The organism is Chryseobacterium sp. GM_Chr_2 (assembly GCF_026540445.1).
Lineage (GTDB): Bacteria > Bacteroidota > Bacteroidia > Flavobacteriales > Weeksellaceae > Chryseobacterium.
In genome coordinates, this window is the sequence record NZ_JALNUD010000003.1 from 239,455 (window position 1) to 265,340 (window position 25,886).

General features: G+C 35.1%; 20 protein-coding genes and 1 pseudogene. 17 read left to right on the forward strand and 4 right to left on the reverse strand.

The features are described 5' to 3' along the window. Nucleotides 1–234 precede the first annotated feature (234 nt). The 8 genes from OXQ85_RS06670 to OXQ85_RS06705 all read left to right on the forward strand — a co-directional run bounded on the left by OXQ85_RS06670 (nt 235) and on the right by OXQ85_RS06705 (nt 13,610). Complete coding sequence (locus OXQ85_RS06670) at nt 235–2,496, forward strand: TonB-dependent receptor (protein ID WP_267403044.1); 2,262 nt, start codon at nt 235–237, stop codon at nt 2,494–2,496. Between the two features lie 10 nt (nt 2,497–2,506). Further along, complete coding sequence (locus OXQ85_RS06675; RefSeq protein ID WP_267403045.1) at nt 2,507–4,798, forward strand: glycoside hydrolase family 3 N-terminal domain-containing protein; 2,292 nt, start codon at nt 2,507–2,509, stop codon at nt 4,796–4,798. A 66-nt stretch (nt 4,799–4,864) separates the two neighbouring features. Beyond that, entirely contained in the window at nt 4,865–6,463 is a 1,599-nt protein-coding gene (locus OXQ85_RS06680) for a nucleoside hydrolase-like domain-containing protein (protein ID WP_267403046.1), read from the forward strand. 259 nt (nt 6,464–6,722) lie between these two features. Further along, a complete protein-coding gene (locus OXQ85_RS06685) occupies nt 6,723–7,889 on the forward strand; it encodes an esterase (protein ID WP_267403047.1) in 1,167 nt (388 codons plus the stop codon). Between the two features lie 366 nt (nt 7,890–8,255). Then, nucleotides 8,256–9,134, forward strand: a complete 879-nt coding sequence (locus OXQ85_RS06690) for an alpha/beta hydrolase (RefSeq protein ID WP_267403048.1) — start codon at nt 8,256–8,258, stop codon at nt 9,132–9,134. A gap of 163 nt (nt 9,135–9,297) precedes the next feature. After that, nucleotides 9,298–10,326: a nucleoside hydrolase gene (locus OXQ85_RS06695; RefSeq protein ID WP_267403049.1), complete on the forward strand. Its 1,029-nt coding sequence runs from the start codon at nt 9,298–9,300 to the stop codon at nt 10,324–10,326. A 3-nt stretch (nt 10,327–10,329) separates the two neighbouring features. After that, on the forward strand, nt 10,330–12,786 hold the full coding sequence (locus OXQ85_RS06700) for a glycoside hydrolase family 3 N-terminal domain-containing protein (protein ID WP_267403050.1): 2,457 nt from the start codon (nt 10,330–10,332) through the stop codon (nt 12,784–12,786). A gap of 125 nt (nt 12,787–12,911) precedes the next feature. After that, the gene (locus OXQ85_RS06705; RefSeq protein WP_267403051.1) at nt 12,912–13,610 is read left to right on the forward strand and encodes a DsbA family oxidoreductase; all 699 of its coding nucleotides are present in this window, start codon (nt 12,912–12,914) and stop codon (nt 13,608–13,610) included. On the opposite strand, the gene OXQ85_RS06710 is transcribed toward OXQ85_RS06705, so the two are convergent. After that, nucleotides 13,607–14,086: a DUF296 domain-containing protein gene (locus tag OXQ85_RS06710; RefSeq protein ID WP_267403052.1), complete on the reverse strand. Its 480-nt coding sequence runs from the start codon at nt 14,084–14,086 to the stop codon at nt 13,607–13,609. The genes OXQ85_RS06705 and OXQ85_RS06710 overlap by 4 nt on opposite strands. 699 nt (nt 14,087–14,785) lie before the next feature. Here OXQ85_RS06710 and OXQ85_RS06715 point away from each other — a divergent pair. Next, entirely contained in the window at nt 14,786–15,127 is a 342-nt protein-coding gene (locus OXQ85_RS06715; RefSeq protein ID WP_267403053.1) for a hypothetical protein, read from the forward strand. 3 nt (nt 15,128–15,130) lie between these two features. On the opposite strand, the gene OXQ85_RS06720 is transcribed toward OXQ85_RS06715, so the two are convergent. Next, the gene (locus OXQ85_RS06720; RefSeq protein ID WP_267403054.1) at nt 15,131–15,862 is read right to left on the reverse strand and encodes an MBL fold metallo-hydrolase; all 732 of its coding nucleotides are present in this window, start codon (nt 15,860–15,862) and stop codon (nt 15,131–15,133) included. Between the two features lie 137 nt (nt 15,863–15,999). Here OXQ85_RS06720 and OXQ85_RS06725 point away from each other — a divergent pair, with 137 nt between their 5' ends. After that, nucleotides 16,000–16,707, forward strand: a complete 708-nt coding sequence (locus tag OXQ85_RS06725) for a YetF domain-containing protein (protein ID WP_267403055.1) — start codon at nt 16,000–16,002, stop codon at nt 16,705–16,707. 233 nt (nt 16,708–16,940) lie between these two features. On the opposite strand, the gene OXQ85_RS06730 is transcribed toward OXQ85_RS06725, so the two are convergent. Further along, on the reverse strand, nt 16,941–18,422 hold the full coding sequence (locus OXQ85_RS06730) for a PLP-dependent aminotransferase family protein (RefSeq protein ID WP_267403056.1): 1,482 nt from the start codon (nt 18,420–18,422) through the stop codon (nt 16,941–16,943). A 65-nt stretch (nt 18,423–18,487) separates the two neighbouring features. Between OXQ85_RS06730 and OXQ85_RS06735 the strand changes: the two genes are divergently transcribed. From OXQ85_RS06735 to OXQ85_RS06760, 6 genes are all read left to right on the forward strand, one after another. After that, on the forward strand, nt 18,488–19,114 hold the full coding sequence (locus OXQ85_RS06735) for a hypothetical protein (protein ID WP_267403057.1): 627 nt from the start codon (nt 18,488–18,490) through the stop codon (nt 19,112–19,114). After that, nucleotides 19,104–20,225 (forward strand): pyridoxal phosphate-dependent aminotransferase family protein, encoded by a 1,122-nt coding sequence (locus OXQ85_RS06740; protein ID WP_267403059.1) that lies wholly within the window; start codon nt 19,104–19,106, stop codon nt 20,223–20,225. Before OXQ85_RS06735 ends, OXQ85_RS06740 begins: the two co-directional genes overlap by 11 nt. Then, nucleotides 20,210–20,818 carry a dethiobiotin synthase gene (gene bioD / locus OXQ85_RS06745; RefSeq protein WP_267403060.1) on the forward strand — a complete coding sequence of 203 codons (609 nt, stop codon included), beginning with the start codon at nt 20,210–20,212 and terminating at the stop codon, nt 20,816–20,818. Before OXQ85_RS06740 ends, bioD begins: the two co-directional genes overlap by 16 nt. Next, nucleotides 20,815–21,798 carry a biotin synthase BioB gene (bioB, locus tag OXQ85_RS06750; protein ID WP_267403061.1) on the forward strand — a complete coding sequence of 328 codons (984 nt, stop codon included), beginning with the start codon at nt 20,815–20,817 and terminating at the stop codon, nt 21,796–21,798. The genes bioD and bioB overlap by 4 nt, the downstream gene beginning before the upstream one ends. 80 nt (nt 21,799–21,878) lie before the next feature. Further along, the gene (gene bioA, locus OXQ85_RS06755; RefSeq protein ID WP_267403062.1) at nt 21,879–23,150 is read left to right on the forward strand and encodes an adenosylmethionine--8-amino-7-oxononanoate transaminase; all 1,272 of its coding nucleotides are present in this window, start codon (nt 21,879–21,881) and stop codon (nt 23,148–23,150) included. Nucleotides 23,151–23,209: 59 nt separating this feature from the next. Continuing rightward, the gene (locus OXQ85_RS06760) at nt 23,210–23,746 is read left to right on the forward strand and encodes a GNAT family protein (RefSeq protein WP_267403063.1); all 537 of its coding nucleotides are present in this window, start codon (nt 23,210–23,212) and stop codon (nt 23,744–23,746) included. 46 nt (nt 23,747–23,792) lie between these two features. On the opposite strand, the pseudogene OXQ85_RS20685 reads toward OXQ85_RS06760, so the two are convergent. Continuing rightward, nucleotides 23,793–24,833, reverse strand: a pseudogene (locus tag OXQ85_RS20685) (MFS transporter). 243 nt (nt 24,834–25,076) lie between these two features. Here OXQ85_RS20685 and OXQ85_RS06775 point away from each other — a divergent pair. After that, a complete protein-coding gene (locus OXQ85_RS06775; protein WP_267403066.1) occupies nt 25,077–25,853 on the forward strand; it encodes an AraC family transcriptional regulator in 777 nt (258 codons plus the stop codon). Nucleotides 25,854–25,886: the final 33 nt, after the last annotated feature.

Here is a 25,886-nt window from a genome sequence, read left to right on the forward strand (position 1 = left end):
TCAATTAAAATAAAGATATTGCTTGAAGCTGATAAGGTTTCTCCCAATATCAATGTAATGATGATACAATGCTGCTGATAAACCGGCTTTAGAAAAACAATCAATCCGGTGCTGATGAAAAAATAAAGTCCATCCAATGATTTTTTGGATGCAGGATATTCCTATGCCTTTATTTAAAACAAAAACAACAACTTAAGAAACAACAAAGAAGAAATTATACTAACTAACTGTACGATGAGAAAATCAACTTTAAAAATTTCAGCATTAGGGCTAATGCTTTCTTTTGCCGTAGCTTTTGGGCAGGAAACAGACAGCCTTGCGGTGAAAAACGCTTTGAAAGAAGCTTCAAAAACTGAAGAAGGCGTAAAGACCGTTACGACTTCATCCAAAGAAGACAACAACCGAAATGTGATGCTTAACGCAGCCAACAACACGAGCCCAAGAGATGTAAATATCGGTTTGCCGGCGACGGTTGGAGGAATCACCATCCTTGAAAATGATCTTCCTGCCGTTTACTTTTTCTGGCCCGAGCTTCCAAGCAAAACATGGAGACAAAGCGTAGGTTTAGAAAGAACGGGGCTTTTAAAAATGGATCAGCTAGCCAATACCATGGGCGATCTTGGTTTCGCGGTAAACTCTTATTCTCAGACGGGAACGAAAGATTTTAAACTAAAAGGGAAGTTTACCACAAGTACTTTTGGATGGCTGCAAGGCGATGTAAATGTATCCGGACCGATTACTAAAAACGGTTGGACTTACACGGTTGGTGCTTTTGCCAATTATGATCCAAGTACTTTTAAACTTGGCTTTGCCAGAAATGTTGATGAAACAAAAATTTTCAGAGCGGGTGCTACGAAATATTTTAAAGATGACAGAGGGCAGATTTCATTTTTATATAAATATTCAGACTCTTATAATGTAGGAAATTATGCGGTTTTCCAATATGGCGAAAACGGTAAAGTAACTGAGCTTGATAACTTTAAAATCGGTAGAGATTCTTACGTTGTAAATGACGGACAGATCAGAATGAAAGATATTCTGACAGGGCAGGATTATTGGGCAGGAATGAGCGGTAATGACAACAGTTCTAAAGCTCATAATATCGATATTTTAGGTAATTATTTATTAAACAACGGCTGGAATTTTAAATTTTCAACAAGAGCACACTTCGCGAATGTGAAGATGGCGAATATCATCCCTTTGAGTATTTTCAATGCAGATTCTTCGGCGGGTTATACGCTGGCTTCAAACGGTCAGGCATATTCCGGTGCTGTGGGAACGCAATTGGCAATGTATACTCCTAAAACACCGATCACGAATATTGCAGGTCGTTTTTCATTAAATAAGCAAATCGGCAATCACAATGTAACAGTTGGAATTTTAGAACAGTTTTATAATATTGATAAATTCACATCCAACAGATCATTTTTCTTCCAAACGGTTGGTGCCCAGCCTGAAAGATTAATTGGTCCGTCAACCGATGCAAACGGTTTCTACAATTATAATGTCGGAGGAGAATTTCACAGTGGAACTGAAAATAAACTATCCGTTTACGCTTCTGATGATTGGAAGGTATCTGATAATTTTAACCTAAGCTACGGGCTTCATTTAAGAAATCATATCATTGATGGTGAGTTTTCTATGACGCCGAGATCACCTAATTTTGTTTTTGGAGTGAATGATTTCCAAAACATCAATGAAAGCTGGTTTCATGTTGGCGGAAGCGTAAATGCTACCTATAATATCAGCAAAAATTTCGGTGTTTTGGCAAACTTCCTTTATACCGAAGAAAACAGAAGACTGGAGAGTTATTCTCAGCCATTTACTCCGGATATGAAGAAAATCAGAAGTCCTTTGGGGGCGATCGGAGTTTTCTGGAATACAGATTTTATTCAATTGATTTCTCAGGCAACTTGGTTAACAAAAAATGGATATTTAGGAAGATACAATCTTGTAAACCCGAACAATAGCACACAGGTTGAAGTGGCGAGTGTAGATTATAGCATCCAGACTTTGGGTTGGACAACGGATTTTGTTTTGAAACCTTTCAAAGGGTTTAACTTCCATTATTTAATTACATTCCAGAATCCGGTGTACAAAGATTTTGCTTTCAGTGCATTTGGCGAAAATTATAATTATGCTGATAAAAATGTATTGGGTGTTTCTAAAGTTTTAATGGAGATAGATCCAAGTTATACCATTGATAAATGGAGATTTTGGGCTAGCTTCAGATATTTCTCAAAACAATACGCGAATTTGACCAATGCTTTATACTTCGCGCCAAGATGGGAAACTTTCGGTGGGGTAAGCTATACGGTTAATAAAAATATCAATGTTGGTGCAACTGTAATTAACTTCTTAAACCAAAGAGGAGCCAGCGGAACCATCAACGGTGCTGAATTGATTACCGATGCAAGTCCATTCTACGGAAAATTGTTGACGGGAACGTACATTATGCCATTAACAGGTCAATTCTCAGTAAGCTTTAATTTCTAAAATGTAAACAATGAAAAGAAAGGTTTTAAATGTTGCTGCATTATTTTTAGGAGTAACAGCATTTTCGCAAAACATTCAGACAGTTACGAATTCTAAAGGTCCTGTTTTGGGATATTCTACAGATTCAGGTGTGAAAATCTTAACTGTTGGTGGAAATAAATTTAAAGATTTAAATAGAAACGGAAAACTCGATAAATATGAAGATTGGAGACTTCCTGTTGACGAAAGAGCCAAAGATTTAGCTTCAAAAATGTCTATCGAACAGATTGCAGGTTTGATGTTATACAGCGGTCATCAATCCGTTCCCGCTCCTGCAGATGGTTTCAGAGCAGGAAAATATAACGGAATGTTATACAAAGAAAGTGGCGCAAAAGCTTCTGATTTAACAGACCAACAAAAGAAATTTTTAAAGGAAGACAATCTTCGTCACGTTTTGGTAACGGCGGTTGAATCTCCTGCAATTGCAGCGCAATGGAGTAATAATATTCAGGCTTATATTGAAGGTTTAGGATTGGGAATTCCTGCGAATAACAGTACAGACCCGAGACATTCTGCAACTGTAACGGCTGAATTTAATGAAGGAGCAGGCGGACAAATTTCTCTTTGGCCGGATGGTTTGGCAATGGGAGCAACTTTCGACCCTGAATTGGTTAGAAAATTTGGAAATATCGCTGCTCAGGAATACAGAGCCTTGGGAATTTCAACAGCTTTATCACCACAAATCGACTTGGGAACAGAACCTCGTTGGTACAGAATCGCTTACGTTTTCTCTGAAAGTCCGGAATTAACGGCGGATTTAGGAAGAGGTTACATCGATGGTTTCCAAACCACTTCTGGCCGCAAAAACGGTTGGGGAAACAAAAGTGTGAATGCAATGGTAAAACACTGGCCGGGAGGTGGACCTGAAGAAGGCGGTCGCGACGGTCACTGGGCAATGGGAAAATTTGCAGTTTATCCGGGAAATAATTTCCAAAATCACGTAAAACCATTTACGGAAGGCGCTTTTAAATTAGCTGGTGGAACCAAAGAAGCTTCTGCGGTAATGCCTTATTATACGATTAGTTTTAATCAGGATACTAAGAACGGCGAAAACGTTGGAAACGGTTACAGCAAATATTTAATCACAGATTTACTTCGTGGAAAATACAAATATGACGGTGTAGTTTGTACCGACTGGTTGATTACAGCTGACGAACCAAAAACGCCGGGTGGATTTGCCGGAAAACCTTGGGGTGCTGAAAAATTATCAATCGCGGAGCGTCATTATAAAGTGTTGGAAGCAGGTGTTGACCAATTCGGAGGAAATAATGATAAAGGACCGGTTTTGGAAGCGTATCAAATGGGAGTAAAAGAACACGGCGAAAAAGCTTACCGTGCTAAATTTGAGCAGTCTGCAGTTCGTTTGTTGAGAAATTTCTTTAGAACTGGATTGTTTGAAAATCCTTACGTGAACGTTGAAGAAACCAAGAAAATCGTTGGTAATCCTGAGTTTATGAAAGCGGGTTACGAAGCTCAGGTAAAATCTATCGTGCTATTGAAAAACAAAGCGAATATTCTTCCCATCAAAGAAAGAAAAACGGTTTACATTCCGAAAAGATATTCTCCGGCAACGTTTAACTGGTGGGGAATTTACACGGCTCCGTCTTTGGATTTCCCAGTTGATATTAATCAAATTAAAAAACATTTCGATGTAACCGAAGACCCGACAAAAGCGGATTTCGCATTGGTTTTTGTGAAAAGCCCACACAGTGAAGAAGGCGGTTACAGCGATATCGATGCTGCAGAAGGAGGAAACGGTTACTTGCCAATTTCTCTTCAATATCAGACTTATACAGCGACAGAAGCTCGTGAAAAAAGTATCGCAGCAGGCGACCCTGTTGTTGCACCAAATGTACACGACAGAACTTTCAAAAATAAAACTTCAACGGTTACCAATTTCACAGATTTGTTGACCATTGAAAACACATACAAAGCAATGAACGGAAAACCTGTGATTGTTTCTGTAACGGCTTCAAAACCGATGATTTTCAACGAATTTGAAGGTCACGCTGATGCGATTCTGATGAATTTCAATGTATCCAATCAAGCGGTAGTTGATATCGTAACAGGAAAATACGAACCTTCAGGATTGCTTCCGCTTCAGATGCCTGCAAATATGGCGACTGTTGAAAAGCAGCAAGAAGACGTGCCTTACGATATGGAAACGCACAAGGATTCCGAAGGTCATAACTATGATTTCGGATACGGAATGAACTGGTCTGGTGTGATTAAAGACGCAAGAACAGAGAAATATAAAAAGTAATTGAAAAGATTCTGAGTCTGTTTTGTACGGGCTCAGAATTTTATCTTTTATCTAAAAAGAAAAACAATGAAAATTAATTTCAAGACCTATAAAAAAGTTCAGAATCTGGCGGTTGGTTTCCTGATGATGAGCTCAGTTTTCGGACAGTCTCAAACCGTTTCCAATCAGGAAAGATCAAGAATTATCATCACAGCAGACCCGGAATTGGATGACAGCAATTCGATGATTCGTTTTTTGTTGTATAGCTCAGATTTGGATATTGACGGATTGGTTTATGCAAGCAGCGCATTTCACTGGAAAGGCGACGGAAAGGGTACAAAATGGTTTGTTCCGAGCAGAGAATATTCAAGATTTGGAACGGGAATTTGTCCTTGTGAATCCTGGAGATGGGGAGAAGATGAAAAATTCATTCACGATGCGGTGGATGCGTATGCTAAATCTTATTCCAATTTAAAAGTTCATAACCCGAATTATCCTTCTCCGGAAGTGTTAAAATCAAAAATTAAATACGGAAATATTGAGTTTGATGGCGATATTTCTAAAGATTCCGAAGGTTCAAATTTAATTAAAGCAGCCATTCTCGATAACAAACCAGGAAAATTGTACGTCACCGCTTGGGGCGGATTGAGCACGATTGCAAGAGCTTTGAAATCCATTCAGGAAGAGTTTGAAAATACAACAGATTGGGAAAAAATTCAGACTAAGGTTGCCAGAAAATTAGTCATTTTACCTTCTGGCGACCAAGATGATACGTATGCTTCTTACATCAAACCCAATTGGCCAAAACTGGATTACAGAGAATTTGTGGACGGACCAAATTACGGTTACACTGCTCCTTTGAAAGCCACTCCGGAAAATGCAAAATATTTCTCCGCCGATTGGATGAAGAAAAATATCTCTAATAAAGGCACTTTTGGCGAATTGTACAGAGTTTGGGGCGACGGAAAACAGATGGTAAAAAATGACATCGTAGATTTCTTTGGATTTTCAGGCGTAACAGCTGAAGAGCTGAAAAAGCAGGGCTATAAAGTTTGGATGCCGTTACAGCCGAAAGGTTCTTTCTTAAGTGAAGGCGACAATTTTACCTTTATGAATATGCTCGGAAACGGATTGCGTGCTTACGAATACGGTTCTTATGGCGGTTGGGGCGGAATTGAACCTGCATCAAAAGCCAGTTCCAATATGTTTTTCGATAATGCAGCGGACGGAAATAACAGCGCAGAAGCAATGGCCAATTCGATGGCTTCCAAAGAGAAATCGGAGAAAGAATTGGCTTTCCCAAACTTTTTACCACAAGCGATGAATGATTTTGCAGCAAGATTAACCTGGTCGGTTACACCAACATTTTCCAAAGCTAATCACGAACCGATTGTAAAAATTTCAGGTCCAACAAATATCCGTTCTTCGGCAGGTGAAAAAGTTCCCTTGTACGGTTCTGTAACCGATCCGGACGGAAATAAAGTGACGATAAAATGGTGGCAGTTCAAGCAAGCAGGAACCTATAATGGTGATGTTGAAATTTCAAAATCAGACAGTTTAAATCCCGAAATCATTGTTCCAAAAACAGCAAAAAGCGGACAAACCATTCACCTGATTTTAGAAGCCACAGACAACGGAATTCCTGCATTGACGAGATATCAACGTGTCATCATCATGGTAAGATAATTTAAAAATGATTCATAATTGATACTAATGAATGTCTTAAAACCGGACTAAAAATGTCCGGTTTTAACGAAACTTATTTTTCTTAATGAAAATAAACAAAGTTTATTCTTAAAATATTTCAACATTAAGGATTTAAGAAAGACTACAATTATTAAAAATAAAGAAATCAATAAATTGATTTTCATTAAGATACATTAAGTAAAAACTCTTTAAAACTTAATTTCTTAATGTTTAAAATTTAAATACACACAATTAAAATATGAAAATCAAATACACAATCTATTCATTAATGCTTAGTTCATTAATGTTTGCTCAGGAAAGTCTTGATTTCAGCGGAAAGAAAAACTTAATTTCTCCCGAAATCAATGGTCAGAATGTGACCTTTCGTCTGCTTGCTCCCAATGCGAACAGCGTAAAACTGCAGGGAAACTGGTTTCCGTCCAAAGGAATGGAGCCCGGTTCCGTCGATTTACAGAAAGATAAGGACGGTGTTTGGTCGTTCGCAAAAAATGATTTCAATCCCGATATTTATACCTACTCATTCGTTGTTGATGGCGTAAAAGCCAACGACTCAAACAATTCTTACCAGGTGCGTGATGTTTCGTCGGTGATGAGTATGATTTTGATTGACGGAAAACAATCCGAAAATTACAAAGTTCAAAATGTCCCGCACGGAACAGTTTCCAAAAGATGGTACAGATCAAACGGACTGAAAGAAGACCGTAGATTAACCGTTTACACACCTCCTGGTTACGAAAATTCAAAAGAAAAATTCCCTGTTTTGTATTTGCTTCACGGAATGGGTGGCGACGAAGAGGCGTGGATGACTTTGGGAAGAGCATCGCAGATTTTAGATAATTTGATTGCCCAAGGAAAAGCAAAACCAATGATTGTAGTGATGCCAAATGGTCACACCAGCAATTCCGCTGCACCAGGCGAATCGTCGAAAGGTTTTTACAAAATTGATATGAGAACGCCAGATATTTTCTCAGGCGATATGGAAACGTATTTCAAAGAAATTATGGATTTCACAGAGTCAAATTACCGAACAAAGGCCGATGCTAAAAACCGTGCAGTTGCCGGACTTTCGATGGGTGGTTTCCATTCGTTGTACATCTCTGCCAATCAGCCGAAAACCTTCGATTATGTAGGGTTATTTTCTCCAGCGATTCTTCCGCCTGACGAAAAGAAAAGTCCGATTTACCAGAATTTAGATTCAAAACTGAAAACTCAGCAAACTAATGCTTATAAACTGTATTGGATTGCGATTGGAAAGACAGATTTTCTCTACAAAAACGTCACAGAATACCGTCAGAAGCTCGACAAAATGAACTTTAAATATCAATATGTAGAATCTGAGGGAGGTCACACTTGGAGCAATTGGAGAACTTATTTGAACGAGTTTGTTCCGCAATTATTCGAGTAAAATATTAATTATTAGGGCAGCTATTTCCGCCTGTAGTTTATCCTGAGCTTGTCGAAGGGCTCCCAATCTTTTTTGCAGACAATATCAGTTAAATAGAACTCGAAGACCAAGCAAAAAAGGATTTTCGCTCAAATCGGGCTGCGTGAGATTTGCGGTTAAGAATTAGCAGAATGTTTGTCATTCAGAGCGAAACGAAGTGGAGCGTGGAATCTAAAAATTCAATTCGTGCAGAGATTCCTACGGAATGACAAACTAACTGTCAGTTTAATGCGGTCTTCGCTGAGTGAAACGCCTTTGCGAACGAAAAATATACAGAATAATTAAAAAAAATCTTTGCGCTCTTTGCGTTTAAAATAATAGAAATCAATGAAAAAATTAATTATAGCAAGTTTATTCCTTTTCGGTTTAAACAGCATGAATGCTCAAAAATCAATTCCATTATACAAAGGAAAAGCGCCGGGAACAGAAAACTGGACGCAGAAAGAAGCACAGCAATTCAATGAATTGTTTAAAACAGAAGTTGTTTTCAACGTTACCCAACCTTCAATTTTAGTTTTCGAAGCCGATAAATCAAAAGCAAACGGAGCTGTTGTCGTTGTTGCTCCGGGTGGAGGTTTTCAAAGTTTATCAATCAACCGCGAAGGAATTGATATGGCAAAAAAACTCGCAGAAAACGGAATTACTGCAGTGGTTTTAAAATACAGATTATTGGAAACAAAATCCAATAACCCCGCCAAAGAAATGATGGAAAACATCAAAGACAGACCGGCTTTCGACAAGAGAACTGCACCGATTAAAGTAATGGCAGGAGAAGATATTAAAACAGCGATTTCTTATGTAAGAACTCACGCAAAAGAATTGAACATCAATCCTGAAAAATTAGGTATAATCGGATTTTCGGCAGGAGCAAGTGTAATTTTAGAAAGCATTCTTCACAGCAGAGATGCTTCAACCTTACCCAATTTCGCAGCTTCAATCTACGGCGGACCAAGTCAGGAAATTTTAGATACAGAAATTCCGAAATCTCCACTTCCATTATTCATTTGTGCAGCAAGTGATGACCAGTTGAAATTAGCTCCAAAGTCAGTTTTACTTTACAATAAATGGTTGGAAGCAGGACAACCAACCGAACTTCATATCTATGAAAAAGGAGGTCACGGTTTCGGAATGGGAAAACAAAATCTTCCTGTTGATAAATGGTCTGATGTTTATCTTGACTGGTTGAGATTCCACAAATTTTTATAATATTTTAATTAAATCATAAAGAATGTATTGATTAAAATCTCATGTAGATTGAACAAATTTTTCAGATAAGTAAAATTAAAATCTGCTCCATCTGCATAATCAGCGAGAGATTTATAAAATCCTACCAGAAAATCATCGACACTTTTTTGTTAAAAAATAAAAAATGAAATCAATTTTTAATATAGTTTCTTTTTTTACGGCAATGGCTGTGTCCGCACAGTCTACTGCCGTGATTTCGGAAATGGATAAATACGTAAAACCGCGCTACCGCGTTATTGTCGATAATGATTTTGGTGGCGATCCGGATGGATTATTTCAATTAGTGCATCAGATCTTATCACCTTCCACAGAAATTCGTGGAATTATCGGTTCGCATTTGAAACCCGGAGATCCGTTTGATTCATCAAAAATTACTGCCGAAAATGCAGTAAAAAAAGTGAGTGAAACACTTGATGTGATGAATTTGAAAAATCAATTTAAAGTTTTTCAAGGTTCAAATGATCAGTTGAAAGATCTCAAAACACCAAACATTTCCGAAGGTGCAAAAGCAATCGTTGCCGAAGCAATGAAAGCTGATGAGAAAAATCCTCTGTTTATAGTTTGTGGTGCCGGTTTAACAGAAGTGGCAAGCGCTTATCTGATGGAACCAAAAATCGCCGACAAAATCGTTGTGGTTTGGATTGGCGGTCCCGAATATTCAGATTTAGCCACTCCGCCGCCTGGTTATACGCCTTTGGAATATAATTTAGGAATTGATATAAAAGCGGCTCAGGTGGTTTTCAATCAATCTAATTTAAATATTTGGCAAGTTCCAAGAAATACGTATCGACAGACTTTAATGTCTTATGCCGAATTACTGAGTAAAGTGAAACCTGAAGGAAAAACGGGAGCTTATTTAACGCAAAAAATTGAAGATTTGATGCTTAAAACGCAAAAATTCAATTTACTGGTTGGCGAAACGTATATCATGGGCGACAGTCCGTTGGTTTTATTAACGGCGCTTCAGTCTTCTTTTGAAGCAGACCCATCATCAAGCAGTTATGTCTTAAAAAATGCTCCGAAAATTAATGATAATGGAGCTTACGAATACAATTCCAACGGTAGAAATATAAGAGTTTACACCCATCTTGATACAAGATTGATGTTTGAAGATTTCTATGTAAAACTAAAAATGTTTAATTCTAAAAAATAAAATATGAAGAAGAATGTATCCACATTAATCAAGCTTTCTCAAAAAGCAAAATACTCAGGATTATTCTTGGCTTTATTGGCTGCATCGCCTTTTGCAAAGGCACAGAATACTCCAACGCTAAGTGTTGACGGAAAAACGTTTAAAGATTTAAACAAAAACGGAAAATTAGACACTTGGGAAGATACGCGTCTTTCGGTTGACAAAAGAATTGATGCCATCATCAAGCAAATGACCAACGAAGAAAAAGTAAATCTTCTTATCGGAACAGGAATGCCCGGAATTGAAGTTCTGACAGGTCCTGTTGGAGATTCAAAACAAGGTTTGGTTCCTGGAGCCGCTGGTGGAACAGATTCTTTTGACAGATTCGGGATTCCTGCGACGATTGTTGCCGATGGCCCTGCAGGTTTGAGAATTCAGCCAACGAGAGAAAATGATTCAAAAACGTATTATGCAACGGCATTTCCTGTAGGAACGGCTTTGGCTTCAACTTGGAATAAAACGCTTCTGGAACAGGTTGGAAAAGCAATGGGAAATGAAGTGAAAGAATATGGTGTTGATGTACTTTTAGCGCCTGCTTTGAATATTCAGAGAAACCCATTGAACGGAAGAAATTTTGAATATTATTCTGAAGATCCTTTGATTTCTGGTAAAACGGCTGCGGCAATTGTGAACGGAATTCAGTCTCAAGGCGTGGGAACTTCTATCAAACATTTTGCTGCTAATAATGAAGAAACTAATCGATTAACCATCAATGCACATGTTTCGGAAAGAGCGATGAGAGAATTGTATCTGAGAAATTTCGAAATTGCCGTAAAAGAATCTCAGCCATGGACGGTAATGTCTTCTTATAACAAGCTGAATGGTGTTTATACTTCAGACAGTCATGATCTTTTAACTCAGGTTTTGAGAAAAGAATGGGGTTTTAAAGGAATTGTAATGACCGACTGGTTCGGAGGGTTCCCGGGGTTTGAATCGATTAAAGATGGCGGAATTTCCGACGTGGTAAAACAGATGAATGCAGGAAATGACTTGTTGATGCCTGGAATTCCAGCGCAGAAAAAAGTGTTACTGGAAGCTTTGAATTCAGGAAAATTATCCAAGGAAGTTGCCAATCTGAATGTGAAAAGAATTTTAGAGTATATCTTCAAAACACCAACTTTTGCACAATATAAATACAGCGATCAACCTGATCTGACCCAACATGCGCAGGTAACAAGAAATGCAGCGGCAGAAGGAATGATTTTGCTTAAAAATGAAGGAAATGCATTACCTTTTGCAGACAAGCAAAAAGAGGTTTCGTTATTCGGAGTGACTTCTTACGCTTGGATTACTGGTGGAACAGGAAGCGGAAGCGTGAACAACAAGCACACCGTATCTCTTTTGGAAGGTTTGAATGCTGCAGGATACAAATTAGACAAAGAACTGGTTGATTTATACAAGCCCCACGCAGAAAAAGAAGCTGCTGCAGAATTGGTTGAAAGAAAGAAAAAGGGAATTCTTGGACTTCCGGGAAGATTGTCTGAAATGAAATTAGATGATGCTTTCTATGCCAAAAAAGCAGAAACTTCTGAAATTGCTTTTGTAACGCTGGGCAGAAACTCCGGAGAAGGCGGAGATAGAGTAGTGAATGAAGATTTTAACTTAGCAACAGAAGAAACAGAAATGTTGGATAAAATCTCCAAAGCTTTCCATGCAAAAGGTAAAAAAGTGGTGGTAATTCTAAACATTGGAGGAGTAATTGAAACTGCTTCGTGGAAAGATAAAGTAGATGGAATTCTTTTGGCTTGGCAACCTGGTCAGGAAGGTGGACACTCTGTTGCTGATGTAGTGTCAGGGAAGATCAATCCTTCAGGAAAACTGACGATGACTTTCCCTGTGAAATATTCAGACACGCCTTCAGCAAAGAATTTCCCTGGAGTTCCTGCTGAAAATCCTAAAGAGGTAACGTATGAAGAAGGAGTGTACGTGGGTTATCGTTATTTCGATACATTCAATGTAAAACCGTCGTACGAGTTTGGCTACGGAAAATCTTACACGAATTTCGATTATTCTAATGTAAAGATCAGTTCGCCAACTTTCAATAATAAAGTTGAAGTAAGCATTGATGTGAAAAATACAGGAAAAGTAGCTGGAAAAGAGGTTGTTCAGCTCTATTTATCAGCTCCTCATCAATCAATTGACAAACCAAAGGCTGAATTGAAAGCTTATGCAAAAACAAAAGAATTGCAGCCAAACGAAATTCAGACTATTACTTTAAGTTTAAGTCCGAAAGATTTAGCATCATTTATCACCGCTAAAAGTGCATGGGTTGCTGAACAAGGTAAATATAAAGTTTCAATCGGAGCTTCTTCGCAGGATATTAAACAAAATGTAGAATTTTCGCTACCTAAAGAATTGGTAGTAGAAAAAGTGCAGCATGTTTTTCCTTCGGATAAACAGTTTACAGATTTAAAACCGTAAAAAATTGAATTATGAGAGGTTGCTGAGGCAGCCTCTTTTTTTTATGATACTAATAGTTTTCACCTATCAATTTTCATTTTACATATAAAGTGAAAGAATTAAATTTGGTTCGTAAAATTTAAACAATGAAAATAGAAGTTTGGTCAGACGTGATGTGTCCGTTTTGTTATATAGGAAAACATAATTTTGAGCAGGCACTCGAAAAATTACCTTTTAAAGATAAAGTAGAAGTAGAGTGGAAGAGCTTTCAGCTGGATCCTACATTGGAATCTGGAAAAGCCATCAGCACTTCGCAATATTTTAAAGAAAAGAAAGGTTTTCCAGAATCTCAGGCTCAGCAAATGATGAATCATGTTTCTGAAGTTGGAAAAGCTGCCGATTTGGAATTTAATTTTAGTAAAGCTTTAATCACAAATACTTTTTCAGCGCATAAAATTCTTCATTTGGCTAAAAAATATAATAAGGCAAATGAAATGGAAGAACTTTTGTTTAAAGCTCATTTTACAGATGGAAAAGATGTTTCTGATGTTTATGTTTTAAGTTCTTTAGCTTCAGAATTAGGAATTAATGAAGAAGAAACTAAAAAAGTACTAAGCTCTGATGAATTTGATTATGAAGTAAATCAGGATATTTTGGAAGCCAGAAATCATGGGATTAGTAGCGTTCCGTTTTTTGTATTAAATGAAAAGTATGCTGTTTCTGGAGCGCAACCTGTGAATGTTTTTGAAGATGCTTTAAGACAGACCTTTAAAGAAACGGAATCACCGTTTATAAATTTATCAGATCAAGGAAATTCTTGTGATGATGATGGATGTACGATTTAGGATAAAAACCTGTCGTTATCATTATTAAAATAAATAACCTGAGTATTTAAGGGGTGGAGGAAAAATTCACCCTTATTTAATATCTTAGCATCCAAAAGATCGCCTGCCATAGCATGATGTTCTTCATCAAAAGTTACATTGAGTTCTAAAATGGGGCTTTCATCAATATTACAGACACTTCCTGATATATTGGCGGTCATATTTTTAGCATTAAATTTCACATTAAAATGCTTTTTAGTCCCTGGATTTTTAAAACGAAGCAGAACATCTTTTATTGAGCCAACCCCAACTATTTTTCCGGTTGTTATTTTTTGACTTATAATAAAATCGGTAAGGGCATCTTTTAAGCTTGATTTTTCTTTTATACTAATGAGATAACTGTTTTCAATCTTTCTAGCCGACCAAAAGTCGCCTCTAAAACTATTTGCATCCATAAAGCGTATATAATTAAGTGGTAATAACTCTATAATTTTCAATTATTTAAAGATAAACTTGTTAAAGTAATATTGTTCTGTTTCCTAATACATTCTCTATGCCATATTCGTACAAAAAACTCTAATACAATAGATTTTAGTATTAAATAATTTAGAATCATTATTCATAACATATCATTTTAATAAGAATTTGAAAACTTGCTTTTATTAAAAATTTTAGTTAAAAAATATTGATTTGAGAATATTTTTCAAATATCAAAGAAATGATAGATTAATCTATAAATAGTGATAAAAAATACCACAGAGATACCATGAAACTTTGTGATATCACCCATAAACAATGGTTTAAAGCTATTTTGATGTCTAAACACAAAATGCTTGATTGTAATCATAAATTTATAAGACGATAATATTCTACTTTTGACCCCAAGATTTAACTAACAGATATTTGATGAGGAAAAAAAATGATAAATATTAGCAAAATTGCGATCCGCGTGGTATGTATGTGGTATTGCAATTCAGTGAAAATTTAATCATTTTTTATTTCTTTGCTCTTACCTTAAAATTATATGAATACCTAGGTGTTTATAATTTTAAACAAAATATCAAAAATAATGAAAATAATATATCAAAAAGACGAATTTTATTTATTTTTTTGAGAAATAGTAAATTAAAGTTTAAGAGTGGAATAGAGCCTTTGCATTTAAGCATCGGAATTGAGTAGAGATGAGAAAGAATAGTATGAAAAACGACAAAGCGGAAATAAATTTAGACGATTTAAACCAAAAAATTTTGGCACAGGATGAGATTATAACATTAGCGAAAGAAAACTCGCCTCGTCTTTTGAACAAATCCCGATTGGTTTATCCCGATTTTTTTGATAAAATATTCGCTATACAGCCCAATCTGAAGAATTCGGAGCTTATTTTTTGTATTTATTTAAAACTTAATCTATCAACTAAAGAGATTGCCACTTACACTTTTGTTACCCCAAAAGCCATTCAAAATCGTAAAAACAGATTAAGAAAAAAACTGAATATTGCTTCTGAAGTAGATATCTATAAGTGGTTCAATCAATTATAATTATTAAAATTCCAAAATAGCCTTTTCAAGATCGTGATATAAAAGAACTTTCCAATGGTTTTCTTCAGCCTGCTGTTGCCAAAGTTGTCTTAGTTCCATTGCTTTTCTCCCGTCATAATCGCTTTTATATGCCAAATGATATTTCAGATAAGACTCTTGTGGAAGGTTATCTGCACCATAAAAGATGGTTTTTCCTGCTTCATCAATCCAAAAAACCTGCATAAAAGGAGTATGGCCTCCGGTAACTTCAAATGAAATTTCATTGTTGATTTTTCCGATATTGTCATACATCCAAATAATATGAGGCAACTGAATAATTTTCTCCAAAGTATCAAAATCAAAGGAATAATTTCCTGTGTTTTGCAGAGCGAAATCTAGTTCTCTTTTCTGAATATAAATTTTAGCATTTGGAAAATTAGATTCAAAACCACTGTCTGTAGATTTTAAAATTCCTTCAATGTGATCTTTATGAAGATGAGAAAGTAATACTTTTGTTATTTGCTCCGGATTGATATTATTTTCTTTCAATTTTTCTAGTATAATTAATTCTCCTGCATTATTTTTCCAGCCAATACCAGCATCTAAAAGGATGTAATCATTTTTTGTAATAACTAAAAACGGCTGAACCGACATTTTAATACCTTTAATTTCATCAAAATTTTCATCAGTTAATAAAGTAAAATCTTTCGTTTTATTGGTTGAGAAATTACCTTCTTTCAGTGGAATTATTTTCATTAGAAAAGTGTAAATATAAAATGCAAATTTCCCTATAATTATTAATTTATAAAAACACTTTTTTTTCGATCATTATTATCGCTAAAACCGATTGTTATTGGTCTGTTTTTTGGATTTGATAAAATAAATAATTTTCTATGTTCTCTTTATTTTTATTAAATTTTAATTGGAAAGAATTATTGATGGGTCATGAAGAGTGGTCATTTCTTCTGGAAATTATTCTTCGTACAGCAATTATGTTTATTGCAATTATTATTGGCTTACGAATTTTAGGAAAAAGAGGGGTGAAGCAATTGTCTATTTTTGAACTTGTTGTAATTATTGGCTTAGGTTCTGCAGCAGGAGATCCTATGTTTAATAAAGACGTGGGAATAATTTCCTCAATAATAGTATTTATAGTGATAATTATTCTTTACAGCATTGTTACTTTTTTTATAAGTAAAAATAAAAAATTCGAGACATTAGTTGAAGGGAAATCAATTTGCCTGATTAAAAATGGTGAATTTGCTATTCAAAATTTCAAGAAAGAAAACTTAGGTAGTGATGAATTTTTTTCCGAATTAAGATTAAAGGGTATTTCACAACTTGGCCAAATAGAAATGGCTATTGAAGAAGTTTCTGGAGAAATCAGTGTTTTCTTTTTTGACGAGGAAAATGTGAAATATGGTTTACCTATTTTACCTCATTCTTTAGATAAATCATCAGAACAGATTATTAAAAAAGGTCATTATGCATGTACTTTTTGCGGACATACAGAAGAGAAAAATATAGGAAAAGGAGGTCATTGCATTATATGTAAAAAAATAAATTGGATACCCGCTAGTAATAAAAGGAGGATTACCTAAAAAATATTAATGAAAAAACAAAAAGCCCCTAAAAAGATAGGGGCCTAAAAAAACACAAATGATGAAAAAAAATTATTTCGTGCTTCAAATATAATGAATTTATCAATACTTTGTATAATTTTTAATAAAAAATAAATCCTAATTTAGATTCAAGAACAGAATGATGAAATATTTTTTCACTTATTTATATTATAAACTCTTAATATTAAATAAATTAATTAGTAAACTTTAAATTACTTTACGAGGTTTACATTTTTTGAAAAAATAAGAATACTTTTTTCCATTTCATCGAAATTTAGATTTCCAAAACCTAAGCGCATTGCTGTAAGATTTTTATTTTGATACAGTAATGTTTTTGGGATAAAAAGATGATCATCTGCACAAGCTCTGCTTAGCTGCATTAGATTAATTGGAGTTTTCCATTCTGCCCAAATGGCCAATCCGCCTGAAGGTTTCTGAAAATCAATACATTCTCCTAAATATTCATTCAATAATAAAGAAAAATAATCACGTCTTTCCTGATAAATTTTCAAAGATTTCTTTAAATATCGATTGATTTCACCTTCTGCAATCATTTCGCCCAAAACATGTTCCATCAAAACATCTCCTTGTCTGTCGATAATTCCGAGGTATTTTCGCATTTCAATCATCAGATTTTCAGGAGCAACGATAAACCCTGTACGAAAACCTGGTGCTAAAGATTTTCCGAAAGATCCGATGTAAACAACCATTCCGTTGGTGTCGGCACTTGCAAGAGGAAGAATCGGACTTTTATCGTAGTGAAAATCGTAATCATAATCATCTTCTAAAATGATAAAACCGAATTCGTTGGCAAGATTTAAAAGTTCTAATCGCCTTTGAGCACTCAAAGTAACAGTGGTCGGATAATGGTGATGTGGCGTAAGATACAGCATTCTAATCTTCTGTTTTTCGCAGATTTTACGGACTTCCTCTACGTTGAGTCCGTCATCATCAATCGGAATGGACTGAATTTTCACTCCAGCTTTTTGGAAAATCATATTGACAGAAAAATAACTCAATTCTCCGACTAAAACCGTATCTCCTTGAGATAAAAGAATTTCAGAAACAATATAAATGCTCATTTCGGTACTTCTTGTAATCAAAAGATTACTCTTTGAAATTGGTAATCCTCTTGATAAATTTAGATATTTTGAAAGATTTTGCTTGAAAAATTCACTCCCATCCTGATTGTATTGTCCGATTTTATGGGCTTTCCTTTTTAAAATAGAGCTGTAAATTCTGGAATGCTGATCGATTTGGGTTAAACGAATATCAGGAATTCCGTCGTTGAAAATATATTCACAATTTGAATATTCGAAAGGATTATCCAAAATATTGGACATTTTGAACAAAAATCCAGTCGTTTTTGGATAATTTTCGAGGTGTCTTTTCTCAAAATTTTTAATTTCTAAAGGCTTGTCCTGATCTTTTCCAATAACGAAAGTTCCTTTATTGGGAAGGCTTTCTACCCAACCTTGAGCAAATAATTCATCATAAACAGAAACGATTGTATTTCTGTGAACCTCCAAAATCTGGCTTAAAGCTCTCGTTCCCGGAAGTTTCGTTCCGAAAGGCAAAAAACCACGTTGTATTGCATTAATCAACTGATTTGAAATTTGCATGTAAATAGAAACCTCAGAATTTCTATCGATTTTAATGAAACTTTGGTAAGGAATTTCAACCGGACTATCCATAATCTTAAAACTGGCACCATTTAACCATCCGGCAATATACTACTTTTGAACCAAAACAAAAAAGAATGGATTTTTACAATCTTTTAGACAGAATTGTTCATCACAATAAAACTCATGCAAAATGGCTGAATACACTTTCATTCATGGAAAATGCAGGAGCGAGAAAAATTTCTGCTTGCGAGCATCCAACGAAAGTTAGTTTAATTCAATTAAAACATGCAACGGAAGAACATCGCCATGCTTTTTATCTGAAAAAACAAATCGGAAAAATTGATTCTAAATTATGCAAAACTTACGAAAGTAATGAACTATTGGCTTCCATTGCAACGCGACAATATCTTCATTCTCTTGACATTAAAGCTTGTAAATATCTTCAACAACATTTTAAATTAAATAAAGAAGAATTAAAATTTGCAGCTTATCTTTTTGTCACTTATGCAATTGAAGTTCGTGCCGATGAATTGTATCCGGTGTATCAGGATATTTTGACAAAAACTTCGTCAAAAATTATGGTTAAGTCAATTATTTTGGAAGAAGAAGGACATTTGGAGGAAATGATTAATCAATTAGATGAATTTTCGAAAGATTGGAAAATTCATGCTGAAGTTATTTTAAATATTGAAAAAGGACTTCATGAACAATGGATCAATGCGATTTCAGAAGAAGTTTTGCAATTAAATTATGCAGAATAAATTTCATCATTTTAAGGAAGCTTTAGAAAAAAGAGAAAAAAACGGAACGTTAAGAATTTTAAGGCAAAAGTATAAAGGAATAGATTTTTATTCTAATGATTATTTGGGATTAGCAAGAAATAAAGATTTTCAAGACTTATTATTAAAAAAAATCACAGAAAATCCTGAATTACTAAAAGGAAGTACAGGTTCAAGATTGATAAGCGGAAATAGCTCTGTTGTAATTAAAACTGAAGAACTTATTGCTAAAGAGCACCAATATGAATCGGCATTGCTTTTTCCTTCTGGTTATAATGCAAATTTAGCTTTGTTTTCGACACTTCCGGCTCGTCATAATACGATTATTGTTGATGAACAAATTCATCGTTCTGTGCATGATGCATGTAAAATGTCGAATGCTAAAAAATTAAAATTCAGACATAACGATGTTGAGGATTTAGAAAGGATTTTAAAAAAGCAAGACGGACTTTGTTCTGTTTCCATTGAAAGTCTCTATTCAATGGATGGAGATGTTGCTCCCATTAATGAAATTGCTGAAATCGTAGAAAAATATAATGCCAATTTAATTGTTGACGAAGCTCATGCTTTTGGCGTTTTTGGATATGGTTTAGTTGATAAATTTCAACTTCAAAATAAAGTTTTAGCGACAGTTATTACGTATGGAAAAGCTTTGGGAACTCATGGTGCAGCGATTTTAACGAATAATTTAATTAAATCTTATCTCATCAATTTTGCATCACCTTTTATCTATTCAACTTCGGCGCATGATTTTCTTTGGATGAGTATTAAAGAAGGATATATTTTTCTAAATGTGAATAATGAATTATCAATTAAACTTCAGGAAAATATTAAAATTTTTCGTGATCAAAATTTGGAAAGTCCTTCTTCGGAAAACAGTCCGATTCAGGCGATTATTATTCCTGATAATCATCAATTAAGAACTTTAAAAGAGGTTTTATTTGAAAATGGATTTTTGACTTATGCTGTTTTTAGCCCAACGGTTAAGAAAGGAACGGAAAGGTTGAGAATTTGTCTGCATAGTTTTAATACAGAAGAAGAAATTATACAATTAACGAATATCATTAAAGAATTTACATGCAATTATTTGTAACCGGAATTGGAACAGAAGTAGGAAAAACCGTTTGTTCGGCAGTTTTAACGAAATATTTTAATGCAGATTATTGGAAACCTGTTCAATCTGGAGATCTGGATTTTTCTGATAGTATGAAAATCAAAAGCTGGGTTGGAGAAAATACAGTTTGCCATCCTGAAACTTATCGTTTTCACTTGGCTGCCTCTCCACATCAATCAGCTAAAGAAGAAGGAATTACTATTGATTTAAATGAATTTAAACTTCCTGAAACTCAAAATAATTTAATTATAGAAGGAGCTGGAGGATTGATGGTTCCTTTGAATGATAGAGATTTTATTATTGATTTAATTGAAAAATTAAACATTCCTGTTGCATTGGTTGTCCGAAATTATTTAGGATGCATAAATCACACTTTGCTATCCATTTTAGTTTTAAAACAAAAAAATATAAAACTGGAATATCTCATTCTTAACGGAAATTTTCCTTTTGATACAGAAAGAATTATTTGTGAAAATATTCAATCAGAAACGGAAATTATAAGAATTCCGAATATCGAAAACATAACAAAAGAAAATATAGAAAGTATTACAAAACAATTAGAAAATAGATGAGAGATAAAACAAAATTGAGAAATGATTGGACGAAAGAAGAAATCGAAGATATCTACAATCTTCCGCTTCTTGAATTGATATATAAAGCCGCAACCGTACACCGTGAATGGCATAATCCTGAGGAAGTTCAGATGTCTACTTTGCTTTCCATAAAGACCGGAGGTTGTCCCGAAGATTGTTCGTATTGCGGACAAGCGGCTCGTTATCATACCAATATCAAAGTTCAGGCTTTGCTTCCTACTGAGCAGGTTATTGCCCATGCTCAAAAGGCAAAAGATAATGGTTCGTCGCGTTTTTGCATGGCTGCAGCTTGGCGAGAAGTTCGTAACAATCGTGATTTTGACCGAGTTATCGATATGGTAAAAGGGGTAAATGACCTTGGAATGGAGGTTTGTTGTACGTTGGGAATGTTGACGGAAGAACAGGCAATTCGCCTTCAGGAAGCTGGTTTGTACGCTTACAATCACAATTTAGATACTTCGGAGCAATATTATGAAGAGATTATTTCGACAAGAACTTTTGATAATAGAATTAATACCATCAATAATGTAAGAAAAGCTGGAATTACCGTTTGTTCAGGCGGAATTATCGGTCTTGGAGAAACTCACGGAGACAGAATTTCCATGCTTTTAACATTATCAACAATGCCAAAACATCCGGAATCCGTTCCAATTAACGCATTGGCCAGAGTAGAAGGAACGCCACTTCAAGACAACGAAAAAATAAACACTTGGGAAATGGTGAGAATGATCGCAACAGCAAGAATTATCATGCCTTCATCGATGGTTCGTTTGAGCGCAGGAAGAATTGAAATGACTGAATTTGAGCAAGGTTGGTGTTTCATGGCAGGAGCAAATTCGATATTCACGGGAGAAAGAGAAACCCTTTTGGTGACGCCAAATCCAGGAGTTTCGGAAGATATGCAAATGCTGCAGACTTTAGGATTGAAACCGATGAAAAGAGAAAAAACAATGTGCTAAAAAGGTGAATTGTGAATTTTTAAAATTGACGAGCAAAGCGAATTGACTATTCACAATTGACACAAATAATACTATCATTTATGACTTTACAAGAGCGCGACAGAGCCGTCAACTGGCATCCTTACACACAAATGAAAACAGCAGAAGATGCAATCCCGATTGTGAAAGGAAAGGGAATTTATCTTTTTGATGAGAACGGAAAACAATATATTGATGCGGTTTCTTCGTGGTGGGTGACGCTTCACGGACACGCAAATCCTTACATTGCACAAAGGGTTTCGGAGCAGTTGAATACGTTGGAACAGGTTATTTTTGCGGGTTTTACACACGAACCTGCCATTCAGCTTTCGGAAAATCTGTTGAAATTTTTGCCTGATAATCAAAAGAAGGTTTTCTATTCCGATAATGGTTCCACAGCAGTTGAAGTTGCTTTGAAAATGTGCATTCAATTTTGGCATAATCAAGGGAAAGAGAAGATGAAAATTCTGGCTTTTAAAGATGCTTATCACGGAGATACTTTTGGAGCGATGTCTGTGAGCGGGAGAAGTGTCTGGACAAAACCTTTTGGCGAAATGCTTTTTGAAGTGATTTTCATTGATACACCGACTTCGGAAAATCTTGATAATTTAAAATCAATTATTAAAAACCATTCTGAGGAAATTGCATGTTTTATTTATGAACCTTTAATTCAGGGAGCTGCGGGAATGTTAATGCATCAAGCAGAAGATTTATCAGAATTAATGAAGTTTTGTAAGGAAGAAAATATTTTAATGATTCAGGACGAGGTTTTTACAGGCTTTGGAAGAACGGGGAAATTATTTGCAGCCAATTATCTATCAGAAAATCCTGATATTATGTGTTTTTCGAAAGGTTTAACAGGCGGAACGATGCCAATGGGAATTACAACTTCAACTCATCAGATTTTCGAAGCTTTTTTGTCGGATGATAAGTATAAAACGTTATTTCACGGGCATTCTTTTACTGCAAATCCTTTGGCTTGTACGGCAGCTTTGGCGAGCATGGAACTTTTGTTGAAAGAAGAAACTTTAAATAATATTAATCTCATCAGTGAAAAAAATTTAATTTTTTCTAAAGCTTTACAACAGCATTCAAAAGTTGAAAATGTAAGACAGACAGGTACAATTTTAGCGTGGGAAATAAAAAATGATAAACAAACTTCTTATTTTAATGAAATTGGAAAAATTATATACAATGAATTCTTAAAAAGAGGAATTATCATGCGTCCTTTGGGAAATGTAATGTATCTTGTTCCGCCATATTGCATTACGTCGGAAGAATTGGATTTTGTTTATCGAAATATTTTGGAGGTTTTAGATCAATTCAAAGTTTAAGATTCTTAGTTTAAAGTTTGATGAATAACCCTATTTTTGTTTTGAATTAAATTAAAATCATGCAGCTTTTTACAGAAAGATTACTTTTAAGAGATATTACAATAGATGATAAACAGGCCATTTTCGATTATCGTTCAGATGCCGAAGCCAACAAATTTCAAAGCTGGATTCCTGAAACGTTAGAAAATGTTGAGAGTTTTATTGAAAGAAATAATAAAGAATTCAATCAACCGGAAAGTTGGTATCAGATTTTAATTACGGACAAAGAAACAAAAGCAGTCATCGGAGATATCGGAATTCATTTTTTCGGAGATGAAAATTTACAAGTAGAATTGGGAATTACATTAAATAAATTCTTTTACGGTAAAGGTTATGCTTCCGAAGCTTTAAAAAGTGTTATTGATTTTCTTTTTAATGATTTAAATAAACATAGAATTATGGCTTCCATCGATCCGGATAATGGTGATTCTATGAAGTTAATGGAAAGAATCGGACTCAGAAAAGAAGGACACTTTAAGAAAAGTCTGTTTTGGAAAGGTAAGTGGGTTGATGATGTAATTTATGCTGTTCTAAAAGAAGAATGGATTAAAAAATAAATAAAAACCGTCTCCATCGAGGCGGTTTTATTATTTAAACCAAATATCAATCTTCAACGAATTTATTTCCTGCCGCTTTTATTCCAAAATAAAGCATAACTATTACGGCAAAAGAAAGGAAATAGAAAGAAGTTTTCCAGGTCGGATCCCAATCGTGAAGTTTTCCAAAAACCGGCGGGCCAAAAGCGGCAATTAAATACCCTACAGACTGCGCCATCCCTGAGATTTTGATCGCATTGGCGCTCGATTTTGTTCTTAACGAAAAAAACAAGATCGCAAGACTGAATGACAAACCATTTGATAATCCTATGAATGCTGCATTTACATAAATCCATTCTGATTTCAGGAAAGCAAACATTAAGGTGCTTATCAGCATCAAACTGCGGATAAAAACGATCATGGCCTTTTGGTTTTTCATCTTTTGAGCAATTATCGGAGCTCCAAAAGTGATAGGAAGCATCGTAATCTGAATGACAAACAAAACCCAGCCGGAAGACTCGGCATTCATCTGATGATCCGTGAGAAATGCCGGAAGCCAGGCTATAATGCAGTAATAAAATAGTGATTGTAATCCCATGAAAATGCTGATATTCCAGGCTTGGGAAGATCTAAACATATTAAAATCTGAACTGCTGATCGACGATTTTACTTCCTGCAATTTATTTTTATTAAAAATCATTTCGATGATGACTACAATTATTGCCAATAATGAAATAACAAGCTATACTCCTAACGAACCTCGCCATCCAAAGCCTGTCCATTTTCCGATATTGATGCTAAATCCTGAAGCCAATGCTGCACTGATATTCATGGAAACAGCAAAAATCCCTGTCATCAGTCCGATCTGTTTAGGAAAATTATTTTTAACATAGCCTGGCGTAACCACATTTCCGATACAAATTCCCAAGCCGATAAAAACCGAGCCTAAAAATAAGGTTAAAAGAGAACCCATAACTCTTAAAAATAATCCGAAACTTAAAATGATTAATGAATAAAGCAGCAATCTGTTTATGCTCAGCTTATGAGAAAGTCGGCTTACCAATACCGAACAGGTGGCAAACATAAAAAGTGGAATAGAGGTGAGCATGCTGATTTGTAAACTGCTAAGCCCCAGTGCGGTTTTTATGTCGCTTAAAACCGGAGAAACAGAAATAATTGGTGAGCGTAAATTACTGGATACCAGTACCACAATTAAAACATTTACCAAAAGTAAATGTAGGAAATATTTGTTTTTGTTTCGTTTTTTGTCATATTTTAAAATTTCTACAGCAAAATTAGCTTTGTGATTTTATTTAAATTTGTCAAAACATTAACCTAAAACGACATTGTTTTGAATAATGATAATATAATTGATGAATTAAAAAAGCCCTATTTTGTTTGGTTTGAAGATGATTGGAAGCACGATGATATTCTTCATTCTCATAAAAAAGGACAGCTAGTGTATGTTGAAAGCGGCTTTCAGTATTTAACGATTGAAGAGAAAATTTATCTGCTTCCTCAAAATCATGCAGCGTGGATTCCGCCTAATGCAGTGCATAAAACCAATGCACATTCAGAAAAAATTAAACTGATGATTATGTTTTCGGATATCGACAGTAATGAAGATTTTTACCATCAGGAGAAAATTTTCTCCGTTCCGCCTGTTTTAAAGGAAATGATTAAATATTCCGAAAAGTGGTCTAAAAGTTTAGAAAATAATTCGGATGAATCTACTTTTTTAAAGGCTCTTTTTAATGAACTTCCTCACTTTGTAGCCAATTCTTTACAATTACATCTCACGCTACCAAAAGATAAGCGGCTCTCTAAAGTAATGGAATATCTTCACAATCGTTATAATCAGGATTTTAAAATGGAAGACCTCAGTGATCTTGCTATGCTTTCATTGAGAACTTTGGAACGTATTTTTAAAACTGAAACCGGGATTACCCTCAATAAATATCAACAGATGCTGCGCATTATCAAAAGTCTGGAATTTCTGAGTTCAGAAGATCTTACGATTTCAGAGATTGCATTTGAGGTAGGATATAAAAGTGTGCAGGCCTACACGAGAAGTTTTCTTTCAGTGATGCACTGCAGACCGAGTGACTTTGCGAAAAGTATTCAGTAAAATAATTATCTTTGAAAGTATGGAAAAATCGTG

Excerpts from the sequence above, each read along its gene's own strand:
- OXQ85_RS06670 (WP_267403044.1), top strand. The coding sequence starts at position 235 with ATGAGAAAATCAACTTTAAAAATTTCAGCATTAGGGCTAATGCTTTCT.
- OXQ85_RS06675 (WP_267403045.1), top strand. The coding sequence starts at position 2,507 with ATGAAAAGAAAGGTTTTAAATGTTGCTGCATTATTTTTAGGAGTAACA.
- OXQ85_RS06680 (WP_267403046.1), top strand. The coding sequence starts at position 4,865 with ATGAAAATTAATTTCAAGACCTATAAAAAAGTTCAGAATCTGGCGGTT.
- OXQ85_RS06685 (WP_267403047.1), top strand. The coding sequence starts at position 6,723 with ATGAAAATCAAATACACAATCTATTCATTAATGCTTAGTTCATTAATG.
- OXQ85_RS06690 (WP_267403048.1), top strand. The coding sequence starts at position 8,256 with ATGAAAAAATTAATTATAGCAAGTTTATTCCTTTTCGGTTTAAACAGC.
- OXQ85_RS06695 (WP_267403049.1), top strand. The coding sequence starts at position 9,298 with ATGAAATCAATTTTTAATATAGTTTCTTTTTTTACGGCAATGGCTGTG.
- OXQ85_RS06700 (WP_267403050.1), top strand. The coding sequence starts at position 10,330 with ATGAAGAAGAATGTATCCACATTAATCAAGCTTTCTCAAAAAGCAAAA.
- OXQ85_RS06705 (WP_267403051.1), top strand. The coding sequence starts at position 12,912 with ATGAAAATAGAAGTTTGGTCAGACGTGATGTGTCCGTTTTGTTATATA.
- OXQ85_RS06715 (WP_267403053.1), top strand. The coding sequence starts at position 14,786 with ATGAAAAACGACAAAGCGGAAATAAATTTAGACGATTTAAACCAAAAA.
- OXQ85_RS06720 (WP_267403054.1), bottom strand. The coding sequence starts at position 15,862 with ATGAAAATAATTCCACTGAAAGAAGGTAATTTCTCAACCAATAAAACG.
- OXQ85_RS06725 (WP_267403055.1), top strand. The coding sequence starts at position 16,000 with ATGTTCTCTTTATTTTTATTAAATTTTAATTGGAAAGAATTATTGATG.
- OXQ85_RS06730 (WP_267403056.1), bottom strand. The coding sequence starts at position 18,422 with ATGGATAGTCCGGTTGAAATTCCTTACCAAAGTTTCATTAAAATCGAT.
- OXQ85_RS06735 (WP_267403057.1), top strand. The coding sequence starts at position 18,488 with ATGGATTTTTACAATCTTTTAGACAGAATTGTTCATCACAATAAAACT.
- OXQ85_RS06740 (WP_267403059.1), top strand. The coding sequence starts at position 19,104 with ATGCAGAATAAATTTCATCATTTTAAGGAAGCTTTAGAAAAAAGAGAA.
- bioD (WP_267403060.1), top strand. The coding sequence starts at position 20,210 with ATGCAATTATTTGTAACCGGAATTGGAACAGAAGTAGGAAAAACCGTT.
- bioB (WP_267403061.1), top strand. The coding sequence starts at position 20,815 with ATGAGAGATAAAACAAAATTGAGAAATGATTGGACGAAAGAAGAAATC.
- bioA (WP_267403062.1), top strand. The coding sequence starts at position 21,879 with ATGACTTTACAAGAGCGCGACAGAGCCGTCAACTGGCATCCTTACACA.
- OXQ85_RS06760 (WP_267403063.1), top strand. The coding sequence starts at position 23,210 with ATGCAGCTTTTTACAGAAAGATTACTTTTAAGAGATATTACAATAGAT.